The sequence below is a fragment of the Paraburkholderia sp. Ac-20336 genome, from assembly GCF_017105025.1.
GTDB lineage: Bacteria > Pseudomonadota > Gammaproteobacteria > Burkholderiales > Burkholderiaceae > Paraburkholderia.
Genome location: NZ_JAAGPS010000160.1, coordinates 1 through 16,068 on the forward strand (window position 1 = coordinate 1; position 16,068 = coordinate 16,068).

At 65.7% G+C, this 16,068-nt stretch carries 16 protein-coding genes and 1 pseudogene; 12 read left to right on the forward strand and 5 right to left on the reverse strand.

Going from position 1 to position 16,068, the window contains the following annotated elements; genetic code table 11:
* Positions 1-433 (reverse strand): annotated as a pseudogene (locus GXB81_RS27845) (flagellar basal body P-ring formation protein FlgA); the annotation flags it as partial.
* 222 nt (positions 434-655) lie between these two features.
* Between GXB81_RS27845 and flgB the strand changes: the two are divergent.
* The 12 genes from flgB (at position 656) to flgL (ending at position 13,490) form a co-directional block, all read left to right on the forward strand.
* A complete protein-coding gene (flgB, locus tag GXB81_RS27850; protein ID WP_167047336.1) occupies positions 656-1,153 on the forward strand; it encodes a flagellar basal body rod protein FlgB in 498 nt (165 codons plus the stop codon).
* Between the two features lie 253 nt (positions 1,154-1,406).
* Positions 1,407-1,832: a flagellar basal body rod protein FlgC gene (flgC, locus tag GXB81_RS27855; RefSeq protein WP_085483139.1), complete on the forward strand. Its 426-nt coding sequence runs from the start codon at positions 1,407-1,409 to the stop codon at positions 1,830-1,832.
* A 10-nt stretch (positions 1,833-1,842) separates the two neighbouring features.
* Positions 1,843-2,553: a flagellar hook assembly protein FlgD gene (locus tag GXB81_RS27860; protein WP_167047339.1), complete on the forward strand. Its 711-nt coding sequence runs from the start codon at positions 1,843-1,845 to the stop codon at positions 2,551-2,553.
* A gap of 43 nt (positions 2,554-2,596) precedes the next feature.
* A complete protein-coding gene (locus GXB81_RS27865) occupies positions 2,597-4,108 on the forward strand; it encodes a flagellar hook protein FlgE (RefSeq protein ID WP_167285525.1) in 1,512 nt (503 codons plus the stop codon).
* A 17-nt stretch (positions 4,109-4,125) separates the two neighbouring features.
* Positions 4,126-4,884 (forward strand): flagellar basal-body rod protein FlgF, encoded by a 759-nt coding sequence (flgF, locus tag GXB81_RS27870; protein ID WP_167047345.1) that lies wholly within the window; start codon positions 4,126-4,128, stop codon positions 4,882-4,884.
* A 53-nt stretch (positions 4,885-4,937) separates the two neighbouring features.
* Positions 4,938-5,726, forward strand: coding sequence for a flagellar basal-body rod protein FlgG (flgG, locus tag GXB81_RS27875; RefSeq protein ID WP_205990880.1), 789 nt, complete (start codon positions 4,938-4,940; stop codon positions 5,724-5,726).
* A gap of 29 nt (positions 5,727-5,755) precedes the next feature.
* Positions 5,756-6,454, forward strand: coding sequence for a flagellar basal body L-ring protein FlgH (gene flgH, locus GXB81_RS27880; protein ID WP_167285526.1), 699 nt, complete (start codon positions 5,756-5,758; stop codon positions 6,452-6,454).
* Between the two features lie 80 nt (positions 6,455-6,534).
* Entirely contained in the window at positions 6,535-7,713 is a 1,179-nt protein-coding gene (locus tag GXB81_RS27885) for a flagellar basal body P-ring protein FlgI (protein ID WP_241016548.1), read from the forward strand.
* Positions 7,714-7,725: 12 nt separating this feature from the next.
* On the forward strand, positions 7,726-8,739 hold the full coding sequence (flgJ, locus tag GXB81_RS27890) for a flagellar assembly peptidoglycan hydrolase FlgJ (protein ID WP_167285527.1): 1,014 nt from the start codon (positions 7,726-7,728) through the stop codon (positions 8,737-8,739).
* 464 nt (positions 8,740-9,203) lie between these two features.
* Positions 9,204-9,977 (forward strand): flagellar brake protein, encoded by a 774-nt coding sequence (locus GXB81_RS27895; protein WP_205193236.1) that lies wholly within the window; start codon positions 9,204-9,206, stop codon positions 9,975-9,977.
* Positions 9,978-10,257: 280 nt separating this feature from the next.
* A complete protein-coding gene (gene flgK / locus GXB81_RS27900) occupies positions 10,258-12,252 on the forward strand; it encodes a flagellar hook-associated protein FlgK (RefSeq protein ID WP_167285528.1) in 1,995 nt (664 codons plus the stop codon).
* A gap of 11 nt (positions 12,253-12,263) precedes the next feature.
* The gene (gene flgL / locus GXB81_RS27905) at positions 12,264-13,490 is read left to right on the forward strand and encodes a flagellar hook-associated protein FlgL (RefSeq protein WP_167047360.1); all 1,227 of its coding nucleotides are present in this window, start codon (positions 12,264-12,266) and stop codon (positions 13,488-13,490) included.
* Positions 13,491-13,611: 121 nt separating this feature from the next.
* Here flgL and fliR read toward each other — a convergent pair whose 3' ends face one another.
* The 4 genes from fliR to fliO form a co-directional block, all read right to left on the reverse strand.
* A complete protein-coding gene (gene fliR / locus GXB81_RS27910; protein WP_205990881.1) occupies positions 13,612-14,394 on the reverse strand; it encodes a flagellar biosynthetic protein FliR in 783 nt (260 codons plus the stop codon).
* A gap of 10 nt (positions 14,395-14,404) precedes the next feature.
* A complete protein-coding gene (gene fliQ / locus GXB81_RS27915) occupies positions 14,405-14,674 on the reverse strand; it encodes a flagellar biosynthesis protein FliQ (protein WP_167047366.1) in 270 nt (89 codons plus the stop codon).
* 70 nt (positions 14,675-14,744) lie between these two features.
* Complete coding sequence (gene fliP, locus GXB81_RS27920; RefSeq protein ID WP_167047369.1) at positions 14,745-15,500, reverse strand: flagellar type III secretion system pore protein FliP; 756 nt, start codon at positions 15,498-15,500, stop codon at positions 14,745-14,747.
* A 149-nt stretch (positions 15,501-15,649) separates the two neighbouring features.
* A partial coding sequence (fliO, locus tag GXB81_RS27925; protein ID WP_205990882.1) for a flagellar biosynthetic protein FliO occupies positions 15,650-16,068 on the reverse strand: 419 nt, incomplete at its 5' end.

Sequence of the window (16,068 nt, forward strand, 5' to 3'; positions counted from 1 at the left end):
GCGAGGCCGGCGCCCGCCCGAGCGACTGCGCCGTGGCAGCCGCCAGCGACGCCGCCGAGGACGCACGCTGCGCGGGCGTCTGCATCTGCTGCACGAGATCGTTGAGCGCCGCCGGATTCTTTTCGCCGGGTCCCGGAATCACGATCGGCCCGCCGCCGTCGTGCTCTTGCGCCTGCGCCTGGGTCGTGGCCGGCAACAGCACGATGCCGCCCGCGACCCATAACGCGACCTGCACGACGAGCCGCGTGCAAAGACGCGCGAGCAGCCGCGAGCCGGCTCGCACCGCCACGCGCGGCACAACCCGCGGTGCGTGCATGGCGTGCCGCGAACCCTCTTCCGCGCCCGCAACCATACCCGCACTCGCGCCCGAATCTGCACGATCTGCCGCCGCGCAATACGCGCGCTGCGGCAAGGCGGAAGTGGGCTGGTCCATCGTGGGTCTCCATCGAATGCATCGGTACGCCTTGCATTCTAGTGAGCGCCTCTCTCGCGCAAACGTTGAATAGAAGCCCCCTTTCCCGGTTATTCGTCCGATTGCCGCTTGCGCCCGGCCCATAAGATGCACCTCATGCAAAAAGGTCTTGCCGGCCGCCGCGCCGCTCGCTTGCATGTTCAGCGCACGGCAAGACCTTGGGAACGTTCTCGGGAGATTTCCATGCTGGACAAACTCGATGCCGAATTCGCCTTCGGCCGGCAGGCGATGGATGTGCGCGCCTACCGGCAGGAACTGCTGTCGTCGAACATCGCCAATGCCGACACGCCCGGCTACAAGGCGCGCGACGTCGACTTCGCCTCGTCGCTTGCCGGTGCGCTGAAGAAGACGGGCGGCAGCAGCGCGGGCCAAGGCGCGTCGAACAGCTCGACGCTCGCGATGACGCAACCGGCCGGCGTGACGAGCGGCATGTCGATGTCGGCGACCGAACCCGGCCACATGAGCGGCAAGACGACGCTCACGGCGACGGGCGGCAGCCCCGACGACTACGGCAACCTGCAATACCGGATTCCGGTGCAGCCTTCGCTCGACGGCAACACGGTCGACATCGACACCGAGCGCGTGCAGTTCGCCGACAACACGCTGCATTTCGAATCGGGCATGACGGTGGTGTCGAACCAGGTGAAGACGATGCTCGCGGCGATCACGTCGGGCAGCTAACCGGGAGCACACGAATACACGATTCGCGCGTATGGCGGCAAAGCGGCAAAGCGCGCGGATCGCAGAGGCTGCCAGGTGCAGCAAAGTACGGCAAACGCAGCAAAGCGCACGCAACAGATAACAGATGCAACAGATGCGCGAAACACGCTCAAGACAGGCGCGCGATCCGCGCGAACGAGCGTGGCGGTACCGAACGAAACGCTACGGGACTTAACGTGAAGCCGGCCCGAACCGGCAGGAGAGGTCAGGAAACATGCCATCCCTGATGAATATTTTTGGTGTTGCAGGCTCCGCGATGTCGGCGCAGTCGCAGCGGCTCAACGTGACGGCGTCGAACCTCGCCAACGCGGACAGTACCACCGGCCCGGACGGCCAGCCGTACAAGGCCAAGCAGGTCGTGTTCGCGGTGAACCCGCTCGGCGGCGCGCGCTCGGGCTCCGGCCAGCAGGTCGGCGGCGTGCAGGTGACGGGCGTGATCGACGACCCTTCGCCGATGAAGACCGCCTACGAACCCGGCAATCCGGCCGCCGACGCCGACGGCTACGTGACCTTGCCGAACGTCGACCCGGTGCAGGAAATGGTCAACATGATCTCGGCTTCGCGTTCGTATCAGGCCAACGTCGAAACGCTGAACACCGCCAAAACCCTGATGCTGAAAACGCTCACGATCGGAACCTGAGGAGAGAGCCTTGACCACCAACACCACGATCGGCAGCAACGGCACGACCGTTTCGCAGACGCTGCTCGACACGATGAACGGCGCGAACGCGACCGGTTCGACGGGCAGCACGTCGGGCACCTCGGCCACCGATCTGCAGAACACGTTTCTGCAACTGCTCGTCGCGCAGCTGAAGAACCAGGACCCGACCAATCCGATGGACAGCTCGCAGATGACCTCGCAGCTCGCGCAGATCAGCACGGTGCAGGGCATCAGCCAGCTCAACACTTCGCTGTCCTCGCTGTCGACGCAGCTTTCGGCGGGCCAGCAATCGCAGTCCGCGCTGCTGATCGGCTCGACCGTGCTCGCGCCGGGCAATTCGATCTCGGTGTCGAGCGGCAAGGCCACGCCGTTCGGCGTCACGCTCGCCAACGACGTGAGCGACCTGCAGGTGGTCGTGAAGAACTCGGCCGGCACGATCGTCAACACGATCGACCTCGGCAAGCAGTCGGCCGGCACGGTGCCGGTCGGCTGGACGCCGACCGACGCGGCGGGCAACACGCTTGCCGACGGCACCTACACGATCACCGCGACCGGCTCGATCAACGGCCAGCAGGCCACGGCCACCACGCTGACCGGCGCGACCGTGGACGGCGTCGTGACGCAGAGCAGCGGTACGGCGGGCCTCGTGCTGTCGAATGGTTCGACGGTCGGGCTGACGGACATCGCCGCGATCCTCTGATTCAGATCAATTCAGTTACGACTTTCCAGATACGGAGCACGTCATGGGTTATCAACAAGGTTTGAGCGGGTTGTCCGCGTCGTCGAGCGATCTCGACGTGATTGGCAACAACATCGCCAACGCCAACACGGTCGGCTTCAAGAGCGGCACCGCCGAATTCGCCGACATGTACGCCAATTCGATCGCGACAGCCGTGAACCAGCAGGTCGGTATCGGCACGCAGCTTTCCGAAGTGCAGCAGCAGTTCTCGCAAGGCACGATCACCACGACCAACCAGGCGTTGAACGTGGCGATCAACGGCAACGGTTTCTTCCAGATGTCGAGCAACGGCACGCTGACCTATTCGCGCAACGGCGTGTTCCAGCTCGACAAGAACGGCTACATCACGAACGCGCAGGGTCTGCAGCTGATGGGCTACGGCGCCAACAGCTCGGGCATCATCAACACCGCGCAGACCGTGCCACTGAAGGTGCCGACCGCGAACATCGCGCCGCAGGCGACCACCTCGATCACCGCGGGCCTGAACCTCAACGCGCAGGACGACCTGATGCTCGGCGCGCCGACCGTGACGGCCGGCGCGGGCAACACCGGCACGCTCAACACGACCGGCGCGACGATCACGAACGGCGCCGCGGGCACCAACACCGACAACTACACGATCAACTTCACGAGCCCGACGACCTACACGATCACGGATCACACGCTCGGCACGACCTCGGCTTCGCAGGACTTCACCGCCGGCACCGCGATCACGCTCGGCAACGGCGAGAGCATCACGTTCAGCGGCGCGCCGGCGAGCGGCGACAGCTACACCGTCGCGCCGAATCCGACCGCGTTCAACCAGAACAGCGCGTCGACCTACAACTACTCGACCAGCACGACCGCCTACGACACGCTCGGCGGCTCGCAGACGGTCAACATGTATTTCGCGAAGACGTCCGCCGGCACGTGGAACGTGTACGCGGGCACCTCGACCGGCGCGGCGACGCTCGTCGGCACGGCGAACTTCAACTCGTCGGGCACGCTCGTCAGCACGGCCAACCCCGACGGCACGCCGACCACGACGCTCGGCGCGTTCAACGTGTCGATCCCGACCTCGGACGGTTCGTCGACGCCGCAGAACATCACGCTGAACCTCGGCACGACCACGCAGTACGGCGGCAAGGACGGCGTGAACAGCCTCTCGACCGACGGCTACGCGGCAGGCCAGCTGACCAGCTTCACGGTCGGCACCGACGGCACGCTGACCGGCAACTACTCGAACGGGCAGACCGCCGCGCTCGGCCAGATCGTGCTCGCGAACTTCTCGAACCAGAACGGCCTCGTCGATCTCGGCAACAACGAGTACGGACAGACCGCGGCTTCGGGCGTCGCGCAGATTTCCGCGCCGGGCTCGACCAATCACGGCGTGCTGCAAGGCGGCGCGGTCGAAAACTCGAACGTCGATCTGACGAGCGAGCTGGTGAACCTGATTACCGCGCAGCGCAACTATCAGGCGAACGCGCAGACGATCAAGACCCAGCAGACCGTCGACCAGACCCTGATCAACCTGTAAGCCAACGGGACCCCATCATGGATCGGCTGATCTACACCGCGATGTCGGGCAGCACGCAGGCGCTCGAACAGCAGGCGATCGTCGCGAACAACCTCGCGAACGCCTCGACCACGGGTTTTCGCGCGCAGCTCGAAACCTTCCGCGCCGTGCCGATGTCGTTCGGCGACGGCAGCTCGATCAACGACGACACGACCCGCACGTTCGTGCTGTCGTCGACGCCGGGCGCCGACTACACGCCGGGGCCGATCCAGCAGACCGGCAATCCGCTCGACGTGGCGATCCAGGGGCCGGGCTGGCTGTCGGTGCAAACCGCCGACGGCAACGAGGCCTACACGCGCGCGGGCAACCTGCACATCGACGAAAACGGCCAGCTCGTGAACGCGACCAATCAGGTCGTGCTCGGCAACGGCGGGCCGGTGTCGGTGCCGCCGGGCGCGGAGATCACGATCGGCAAGGACGGCACGGTGTCGGCGCTGACGCCCGGCGATCCGCCGACCGCGGTCGTGACCGTCGATCAGCTGAAGCTCGTGAACCCCGATCCGCAGACGCTCACGCGCGGCGACGACGGCCTCTTTCGCACCGCCGACGGCAATCCCGCCGACGCCGATCCGACCGTCACGCTCGCACCGGCCTCGCTCGAGGGCAGCAACGTGAATCCGGTCAGCGCGATGGTCTCGATGATCACCAACGCGCGCCAGTTCCAGATGCAGACGCAGCTGCTGGAAAACGCCGACAAGAACGATCAGTCCGCCAACCAGCTGCTCAGCTTCAGCTGACGGATTGCCATGGGGCGCGCGACGAGGCGCGCTCCAACATTGGAGAACCCTAAGTGAACCGCTCACTCTATATCGCCGCGACCGGCATGAATGCGCAACAGGCGCAGATGGACGTGATCTCGAACAACCTCGCGAACGTCAGCACCAACGGCTTCAAGGGCTCGCGCGCGGTCTTCGAGGATCTGCTGTACCAGACCATCCGCCAGCCCGGCGCCAACTCGACGCAGCAGACCGAACTGCCGTCCGGCATCCAGCTCGGCACCGGCGTGCAGCAGGTCGCGACCGAGCGCCTGTACACGCAGGGCAACCTGCAGCAGACCGGCAACTCGAAGGACATCGCCATCAACGGCGCGGGCTTCTTCCAGGTGCAGATGCCCGACGGCACGACCGCCTACACGCGCGACGGTTCGTTCCAGACCAACGCGCAGGGCCAGCTCGTCACGTCGAGCGGCTATCAGGTGATTCCGGCGATCACGATCCCGACCAACGCCACTTCGCTCACGATCGGCAGCGACGGCGTCGTGTCGATCACGGTGGCCGGTTCGACCAACAGCCAGCAGCTCGGCTCGATGCAGATCGCGACCTTCATCAACCCGGCCGGCCTCGACGCGAAGGGCGAGAACCTGTTCGCGGAGACCGCCTCGTCGGGTGCGCCGAACGTCTCGCAGCCGGGCCTGAACGGCGCGGGCTCGCTCAACCAGGGCTACGTCGAAGCGTCGAACGTGAACGTCGTGCAGGAACTGGTCAACATGATCCAGACCCAGCGCGCGTACGAAATCAACAGCAAGGCCGTGACGACCTCCGACCAGATGCTGCAAACCCTCAGCCAGATGCAGGTTTGAGGGGCAGGGATTCAAGCAAGGTGATCACGATGTCGGATTTCACTCGCACCCCGGTGCATTCGCGCACGGCCCAGGCGCTCGTGCAGCTCACGCTGCTCGCGGCGCTGGGCGGCTGCGGGCTCGTGCCCAAGGAGCCGATCACGCAGCAGCCGATGACCGCGATGCCGCCGGTTCCGCCGCAGGCGCAGGCGCCGGGCTCGATCTACAACCCGGGTTTCGCGGGCCGTCCGCTGTTCGAAGACCAGCGGCCGCGCAACGTGGGCGACATCATCACGATCGTGATCGCCGAGAACATCAACGCGACCAAGTCGTCGGGGGCGAACGCGAACCGCAACGGCAACACGAATTTCGCCGTGCCGACCGCAGGCTTTCTCGGCGGCCTCTTTGGCAAGACCAACCTGAGCGCGAACGGCGCGAACGTGTTTTCGGGCACCGGCGGCGCGAACGCGTCGAATACGTTCAACGGCACGATTACCGTCACCGTGACGGGCGTGCAGGCGAACGGCAACCTGATCGTGAGCGGCCAGAAGCAGATGCTCATCAACCAGGGCAACGAGTTCGTGCGCTTCTCCGGCGTCGTGAATCCGAACACGATTTCGAGCCTCAACGCGGTGTATTCGACCCAGGTCGCCGACGCGAAAATCGAGTACTCGGCGAAGGGCTATATCGACGAAGCGGAGAACATGGGCTGGCTGCAGCGCTTCTTCCTCAACGTGGCGCCGTGGTAATCATGCGTACCGTTCCGAACCTTCGCGCCTCGTTCTCCCTGCGCCGCTTCGTGCGTCTTTTCCTCGTGCGTCTTCCACACCTGCCGCGCCTCGTGAGCTCCACGCGCTACGGCCGCGCGCTCGCCGCGCTGGCGTCGTCGCTCGCGCTCGCCTGCGCGGTGCTGCCGCTCGCGACGCCCGCGCATGCCGAGCGTCTGAAAGACCTCGCGCAAATTCAGGGCGTGCGCGACAACCCACTGATCGGCTACGGCCTCGTGGTCGGTCTCGACGGCACCGGCGACCAGACCACGCAGACGCCGTTCACGACGCAGACGCTCGCCAACATGCTGGCGAACCTCGGCATCTCGATCAACAACCAGGCGGCGGGCTCGACCAACTCGCAGTCGTCGCTGTCGAACATCCAGTTGAAGAACGTCGCCGCGGTGATGGTGACCGCGGTGCTGCCGCCGTTCGCGCGGCCCGGCGAGGCGATCGACGTGACGGTGTCTTCGCTCGGCAACGCGAAGAGCCTGCGCGGCGGCACGCTGCTGCTCACGCCGCTGAAGGGCGCCGACGGCCAGGTGTACGCGCTCGGCCAGGGCAACGTCGCGGTCGGCGGCGCGGGCGCGCGCGCGAACGGCAGCAAGGTGCAGGTCAACCAGCTCGCGGCGGGCCGCATCGCGGCCGGCGCGATCGTCGAGCGCGCGGTGCCGACCGCGGTGTCGCAGGCCGGCACGATGCAGCTCGATATGAACGACATGGACTACGACACGACGCAGCGCGTCGTCGCCGCGATCGACAACGCGTTCGGTAGCGGCACCGCGACCGCGCTCGACGGCCGCACGATCCAGTTGCGCGCGCCGGGCGATCCGCAACAGCAGGTCTCGTTCATGGCGCAGTTGCAGAACCTCGACGTGCACCCGGCCCAGGCGGCCGCGAAGGTGATCCTCAATGCGCGCACCGGCTCGATCGTGATGAACCAGATGGTCACGCTGCAGAGCTGCGCGGTCGCGCACGGCAATCTGTCGGTGGTCATCAACACGCAGCCGGTCGTGAGCCAGCCCGGCGCGTTCTCGAACGGCCGCACCGTGGTCGCGCAGCAGTCGCAGATCCAGATGAAGCAGGACAACGGCTCGCTGAAGCTCGTGAACGCCGGCGCGAACCTCGCCGAAGTCGTGAAGGCGCTCAACGCGCTCGGCGCGACGCCCGCGGATCTGATGTCGATCCTGCAGGCCATGAAGGCGGCGGGTGCGTTGCGCGCCGATCTGGAAATCATCTAGGGAAGACAGCAGATGAATTCGAATCCGACCAATAGCGTCAACTCCGCGAACGACCTCAGCAGCCGCTTCGCGCTCGACGTACAGGGCTTCGGCGCACTGAGCGCGCAGGCCAAGGCTTCGCCGCAAGCCGGCATGAAGATGGCCGCGCAGCAGTTCGACGCGGTCTTCACGCAGATGATGCTCAAAAGCATGCGCGATGCGACGCCGCAGGACGGCCCGTTCGATTCGCACGATTCGGCGACCTTCACGTCGATGATGGATCAGCAGTTGGCGCAGCAGTTGTCGAAGAAGGGCATCGGCGTCGCCGACGCGATGCTCAAGCAGTTGATGCGCAACCAGGGCATGCAGGTGGGCGGCTCGGGTGGCGTGGGCGGCGCCGGTGCCGCTGGCGGTCTCGCCGGCATGGCGAACGCGCTCGGCGGCGGCAGCGGCGGCGACGAAGGTCAAACCGCCGCGCTCAACGCGCTCGCGCGCGCCTACGGCAATGCGCAGGCGAACGGCCAGCTCGCGCTCGGCCACGGCTACTCGGGCAATAGTTCGTTGACGCCGCCGTTGCGCGGCGACGGCAGCTCGCCGAAAGTCGATGCGTTCGTCGACAAGCTCGCCGCGCCGGCGCAGGCCGCGAGCGCGGCGACCGGCATTCCGGCGCGCTTCATCGTCGGGCAGGCGGCGCTCGAAACGGGTTGGGGCAAGAGCGAGATCAGGAAAGCCGATGGCTCGACGAGCCACAACGTGTTCGGCATCAAGGCGACGCCGGACTGGACCGGCAAGACCGTCTCGACGGTGACGACAGAATACGTGAACGGCAAGCCGCAGCGCAGCGTCGAAAAATTCCGCGCGTACGACTCGTACGAGGAAGCGATGACCGACTACGCGAGCCTGCTGAAGAACAACCCGCGCTATGCGCAGGTGATCAATTCGTCGCATGACGTGAACGGTTTCGCGAACGGCATGCAGCGCGCCGGTTATGCAACCGACCCGCATTACGCGAAAAAGCTGTTGTCGATCATGCAGAAAATGGGCTGATTAAAGAATGCACGCGACGGGGCCAGGTGCATATAAGACGGAAGAAGGCCGGCTGCCGGAAGGCGGCTGGCCGATCCGCGAGAATAAGCTGTGAGGCGGTACGCCGTACATGAGCGTTGAAGCGGTTCAGGCAGTAGGCGGGCAAGGTGAAAGAGCATGCGTAACGCGCTCGCACGTAAAGGCATATGCATAAAGGCGCGGCAATCGAAGCGGCGCTAAACAGCCGGCGTGAAAAAGCATGGGGAAAGGGGCGGATCGAGTTTTAACGTTTGCGGCGAATTTGCAGCAAATTTTTAATAAAAGTGCCCTAAATTTTGACTGGGTGCTGCCGCTAACGAGTTAGACCCGATACCGGAAAATCGCTGTCATTCCGGTCGAACGCGCGGGCCGCGGCGGCGCTAAAGACCTTCGGGTCGAAAGAACCGTTGGCGCGTGCCCGCCAGAACATGCATACCGGCAAGCTCATGGATATGAACCAGTCGAATAGCCAGATCGACACACACGGCCAGCCGCACGACCCGCAAGACGAAAGCGTTCCCGATTTCGGCCGCCGCAATCCGCTCGAGATCGGCGTGCAGTTGCGCAATCTCGTCAATCGCGGCGATTTCCTCACCGTCGAATACGCGGGCGGGCAGCTCGTCACTCGCCTGCTCGACGTCGACGTGCGCGAGCGCACCTTCACTTTCGATTGGGGCGCGCTCTCCGAACAGAACAAGGGGCTGCTCGCCGCGCCGCGCTGCAAGTTCCACGCCGCGCCGGACGGCGTGCGTGTCGAGTTCGTGACCGCGACGCCGCGCGAGACGCGCTTCGAGGGACTGCCCGCGTTCGAGGCCGACTTCCCCGAGGTGCTGTTCTACGTGCAGCGCCGCGAGTACTTCCGCGTCAACGCGCCGATTCTCGATCCCTACGTGTGTAGCGGACGCTTTCCCGGCGGCGACACGTTCCGCTTCGAGGTGCACGACCTGTCGCTCGGCGGCCTCGGCATGCGCACGACCGACGAGCGCGTCGCCGAATTGCCGATGGGCACGCGCCTGATGGACTGCGAACTCGCGCTCGGTGCGCTCGGCCGTCTATCGCTCGATCTGCAGCTCGTGTCGCATCGCTCGATTGCGCTGCCGAACGGCACGCAGCGCTACCAGCTCGGCTTCCGCTTTCTGACGCTGCCCGGCAGCGCGGAAAACACGCTGCAGCGGCTCATCACGCAGCTCGAAATGAAGCGCCGCTCGCTGGTGCGCTAGCCCGGCACGACGTACCGGACGTACCGGACGTACCGGACGAAACGCGCCAAACGAGACGCGCCAAACGAAGCGAGCGCAAACGACGCGAGCCGAACGCAACGCGCACCGTGCACACCGCACGGCGCGCGTTTCTCCGGCTCGGCGCGCAAACGTTGCAACGACGCGAAAGAAAGCGTCGTACGAAGCGGAACGGCCCTCAATTTTTCGCGCGACGGGCCGTTAAAGAGGATGTTCCAGCAACGTGGCGGCAGGTCTGCGGTGCCGCCCTTCAGGATGACGCATGTCCAGCAATCTCTTCAATATCGGCCTCAGCGGACTCAATGCCGCCCAGTGGGGTTTGACGACGACCGGCGAGAACATCAGCAACTCGTCGACGCCCGGCTACTCGCTCGAAACGCCGGTCTATTCGGAAGTCGGCGGCAGCTACACGGGCTCCGGCTATCTGCCGATGGGCGTCTCTACCGACACCGTGCAGCGCCAGTACAGCCAGTATCTGGCGACGGAGCTGAACAACGCGCAGTCGTCGAGTAGCGCGCTCAGCGCGTACAACACGATGATCTCGCAGCTGAACAACCTGGTCGGCAGCCCGACCGCAGGGATCGCGAGCGCCATCACCGGATATTTCACCGGCCTGCAGAACATTGCCAACAATGCGTCGAGCATTTCCACGCGGCAAACCGCGGTTAGCGACGCGCAGACGCTCGCGAACCAGATCAACGCGGCGGGCGCGCAATACGACCAGTTGCGTGCGAGCGTCAACACGCAACTGAGCAACGCCGTCACGCAGATCAACACCTACACCGCGCAGATCGCCGCGCTCAACACGCAGATCACCCAGGCGAGCAGCCAGGGCCAGCCGCCGAACCAGTTGCTCGATCAGCGCGACGAAGCGGTATCGAACCTGTCGCAACTGATCGGCGTGTCGGTCGTGCAGGACAGCAACGGCAGCTACAGCGTATTGATGTCGAACGGCCAGCCGCTCGTGTCGGCCGGCAACAGCTTCAATCTCGGCACCGCGACCTCGGCGAGCGACCCGAGCGAGCTGTCGGTCCAGTACCTCGGCCAGGCCGGCGCGAAACCGGTGCCGACGCCGCAGACGCTTCCCGACGCCAAGGTGTCGGGCGGCACGCTCGGCGGCCTGCTGCAATTCCGTTCGCAGACGCTCGATCCGGCCGAAGCGCAGCTCGGCGCGATCGCGACCAGTTTCGCCGCGCAGGTGAACGCGCAGAACGAACTCGGCATCACGCTGAACGGCACGGCGGGCGGCGCGCTGTTCACGGTCGGCGCGCCGACCGTCTACGCGAATGCGCAGAACACCGGCAACGCGACGCTCGGCGTGTCGTTCGCCGATGCGACCCAGCCGACCACGAGCGACTACACGCTCTCGTACGACGGCAGCACCTATACGCTGACCGACAACGAAACCGGCAGTATCGTCGGTTCGGCGGCGGACCTCACGAAGCCGATCGGCGGCCTGCAGTTCTCGGCCACCGGCACGATGAAGGCCGGCGACTCGTTCTCGATCGAGCCGACGCGCGGCGCGCTCAATGGCTTCGCGCTCGCCACCACGTCGCCCCAGGCGATCGCGGCGGCGGCGCCGGTGCTCGCCTCGGCCGCGTCGTCGAACACCGGCAGCGCGACGATCACGCAGGGCTCGGTGACGGCCGGCTACAGCGCGCCGACCAGCAAGACGACGCTCACGTATACCGCGGGCACGGGCCTCACCGGCTTCCCGCTGAATTCGACGGTGACGGTTGCCGGCCCGCCCTCGACGTCGTACGCGATCACCTCGGCGACGACCGCGGTGCCGTACTCGCCGGGCACGGGCGCGACGCTCACGATCACGAACCCGAGCAATTCGACCGCCGCGGGCAGCATGAACAACGTGACGGTGACGATCAGCGGCACGCCCTCGGACGGCGACTCGTTCACGATCGGGCCCAATACCGGCGCGAGCAACGACGGCCGCAACGCGCAACTGCTGTCGAACCTGACCACTGCGCAATCGCTCGCGGGCGGCACCTCGACGCTGACCGACGCGTACGCGAACTACGTCAACGGCATCGGCAACCAGGCTTCGCAGATCCAGACCTCGGCGACCGCGCAAAGCTCGCTCGTCACGCAGATCACGTCGGCGCAGCAGTCGGTATCGGGCGTCAACATCAATGAGGAAGCAGCGAACCTGCTTCAGTACCAGCAGCTCTATCAGGCCAACAGCAAGGTTATCCAGACCGCGCAGACGCTGTTCCAGACATTGCTTGGCATCTTCTCGTAAGGCGTCGAACCATGCGTATTTCCAGCGCGCAGTACTTCAGCATGAACGTGGAGACAATGAGCAACCAGCAGGCTCAGTTGTCGCAGATCTATCAGGAAATCTCGAGCGGTTCGAGCCTGACCTCGCCCGCCGACAATCCGCTCGGCGCGGCCCAGGCCGTGCAGCTCAGCTCGACGGCGACCGCGCTGTCGCAATACACGACGAACCAGAACGCGGCACTTTCGTCGCTGCAGGCCGAGGACTCGACGCTCGGCGGCGTGCTCAGCACGCTGAACAGCATCAACACGCTCGGCATCAGGGCGAGCAACGGCTCGCTGAACGACGCCGACCGCACCGCCATCGCGACGCAACTGACGAGCCTGCGCAACCAGTTGCTGACCTACGCCAATGCGACCGACAGCTCGGGCAATTCGCTGTTCTCGGGGTTTCAGAGCGCCACCCAGGCGTTCACGACCGATGCGAGCGGCGCGGTCGTTTATGCGGGCGACGACGGCACGCGCACCATGCAGGTCACCGGCAACACCCAGGTGGCAACCGGCGACAACGGGATGGCCGTGTTCATGGGCGTCGGCTCGACCAATGCGGAGCCGATCGCGGCCGGCAATCCGGCCAACACCGGCACGGGCGTGGCCAGCGCGGTGACGGTGAACGATCCGACCAACGCGGGGAATGCGGACGCGTACCAGATTGCGTTCAGCGGCAGCGGCGCGACGCTGGCCTACACGATCACCGACACCACCACGGGTGCGGTCGGCACGCCGCAAACCTACACCGAGGGCGCCGACATCGCGATGGGCGGTCAGACGGTGGCGATCACGGGCACGCCGGCCGCCGGCGACAGCTTCACGGTCCAGCCGGCCAACCAGGCGGGCACCGACGTATTCGCCAACCTGAACGCGATGATCGCCGCGCTCCAGCAGCCGGTGACGGGCAGCACGGCGGCCACGGCGAATCTGCAGAATGCGCTGAACACGGGCCTGTCCCAGCTTGCCAACACGATCGGCAACGTGACGGCGGTGCAGGCGTCGGTCGGCGGCCGCGAGCAGGAAGTGCAGGCGCTGCAAGCGGTCACGCAGACCAACACGCTGCAGACGCAAAGCAGCCTGTCGGATCTGACCTCGACCGACATGGTCTCGACAATCAGCAAGTACACGCTGACGCAAGCCGCGTTGCAGGCATCGCAGCAGGCGTTCGTGCAGATCCAGAACATGTCGCTGTTCCAGTACATCAACAACTGATTCGCTACGCGACAGCGGGATGCGGCAGAGACAGGAAAACCGGCGCAAGCCGGTTTTCTTTATCCGGTGCGTCCTGCGCGTCCATCACGTCCAGCGCGCTTGCGGCATCGAAGCCGCGTCTTTACTTCAGTCCCGCCGCGACCCGTCCCATTTCGTCGATGCCGCTGTCGAACAGCCGCACGAAGAACGGGATCATGTTCGGCAGCATCAACTGTACGAGCAGCAGGCCGACCAGCATCGTGAGCGGAAAGCCGATCTGGAACACGCCGATCTGCGGCGCCGCGCGATTGAGAATGCCGAGCGCGAGGTTGGCGATCAGCAGCGCGACGACGACCGGCAGCGCGAGCAGCAGCCCCGCCGAGAAGATCGAGCCGCCCCAGTTCGCGAGCGTCTGCCAGCCGTGCGGCGCGAGCAGGTTGGCCGACACCGGCACCGACTGGAACGTCGTCACGAGCGCGGCGATCACCTGCAGATGACCGTCGACGGCGAGAAACACGAGCGTGGCGATCGTCGTCATGTAGCGCGAGATCACGACGCCGGAGCCGGTCGCCTGCTGGTCGAAGAAGGTCGCGAAGCCGAGGCCCATGCCGAGGCCGATGAAGTAGCCGGTCGCGTCGATCGCCTGGAACACGATCTGCATCGTTACGCCGAGCGCGATGCCGATCAGGAACTGGTTGACGAGAATCCACACGCCGGTTGCGGAGAACACCGTGACCTGCGGCAGCGCGCCGACGGTCGGCGCGACGATGATCGTCGTGAACGCGGCGAGGCCGATCTTCACGCGCGTCGGCATGGATACGTTGCTGAAGACCGGCGCGGTCGCGACGAGCGCGGCGATGCGCGCGAACGGCCACAGGAACGCGGTCAACCAGACGTTCAGTTGGGCGTAGGTGACCGTGAACATGGCGGCACGCTCAGTTGACGAGCGTCGGAATGCTGCTGAGCGTGTGGCGCAGATAGTCGAGCATCGTCGTGAGCATCCACGGTCCGGCGATCACGAGCGTGACCACGATCGCGAGCAGCTTCGGAATGAACGACAGCGTGCTCTCGTTGATCTGCGTGGCCGCCTGGAACAGGCTCACGAGCAGGCCGACGACGAGCGCGACGAGCAACAGCGGCGCCGCGAGCACGAGGCCGACGTACATGGCCCCGTGGGCCAATGTCATGACTGCTTCGGGTGTCATCGTGAGTGCCTGGGGATCGGTGGAGCGAACGGGAAAACGAACCAAACGGCGAACGGAAGCACGGCCGGCATCAGACGAAACTCTGTGCGAGCGAGCCGAGCAGCAGTTGCCAGCCGTCGACGAGCACGAACAGCATCAGCTTGAACGGCAGCGAGATCGTCGCGGGCGAGACCATCATCATGCCCATCGACATCAGCACGCTCGCCACCACCATGTCGATGATGAGGAACGGAATGAAGATCGTGAAGCCGATCGTGAAACCGGTCTTCAGCTCGCTCGTGACGAACGCGGGCACCAGCAGCGACAGCGGCACGTCTTCGGGGCCCTGCATGGGCGCCGCGTGCGAGATGCGCGCGAAGAGGGCGAGATCGCTCTCGCGGGTCTGCCGCAGCATGAAGGTCTTGAACGGCGCGACGCCGCGCGAGACCGCCTGATCCATCGTGATCGTGCCTTCGGAGAACGGCTTGTAGCCTTCGTTATAGGCCTTGTCGAGCACCGGCGACATCACGAACAGCGTCAGGAACAGTGCGAGCCCGACGAGCACCTGGTTCGGCGGCGTGGTCGTCGTGCCGAGCGCCTGGCGCAGCAGCGACAGCACGATCACGATGCGCGTGAAGCTCGTCATCATCAGCAGCATGGCGGGCAGGAACGACAGCATCGTGAGCAGCAGCATCGTCTGCACGCTCAGCGAGTAGGTCGTGCCGCCGTTCGGGCCGGGGCTCGTTGTGAAGGCCGGCAGGCCGGCGGTTTGCGCGAACGACAGCGTCGGCAGCGCGAATAGCAGCGCCGCGAGTGCGAGCGGCAGCAACGGCCACCACGACCTCATGCGGCGCGGCGACGCGGCACGCGATGCAGCGGCGGACGCGTCATGGCGCGTTGCGCGTGCTTCATGGGCCTTATGCGCGGCCTGCGCCTTATACGCCTCATGCGCTGGACGTGAAGCCTGAAAACCCGCTTGCCTGAAACTGACCTGCATTACCGATCCCCGCCGCCTTGCGCGTTGAAACGTTTGCCCACTTCGCCTTTCAGGGCGTCGCGAAAGCGTTGACCAAAGGTGCCGGGAAGATTGCCGGCATGCGGCGCGTGCGAGGCGGCCAGGGCATCGGCAACCGAACCGGCCGGCATCGTATGCAGCAGACGCACGTTGCCGGGCGCGGCGCCAAGCACGAGCCACGTATCGCCGATCTCGACGACCGCGACGCGCTCCTTGCCGCCGAGCGACGCACCGCCGACGGTTTTCACGAGCCCGCCGCGCTGGCCCGTTTGCAGGCCGAAGCGCCGCGCGAGCCACGCGCAGCCGAACACGAGCGCGATCACGACCGCGAGTCCGACGAAGGTTTGCAGCAGCGCGCCGACGCCGAGCGCGGGCACCGCGCTGCCCGCGCCGACGCTGG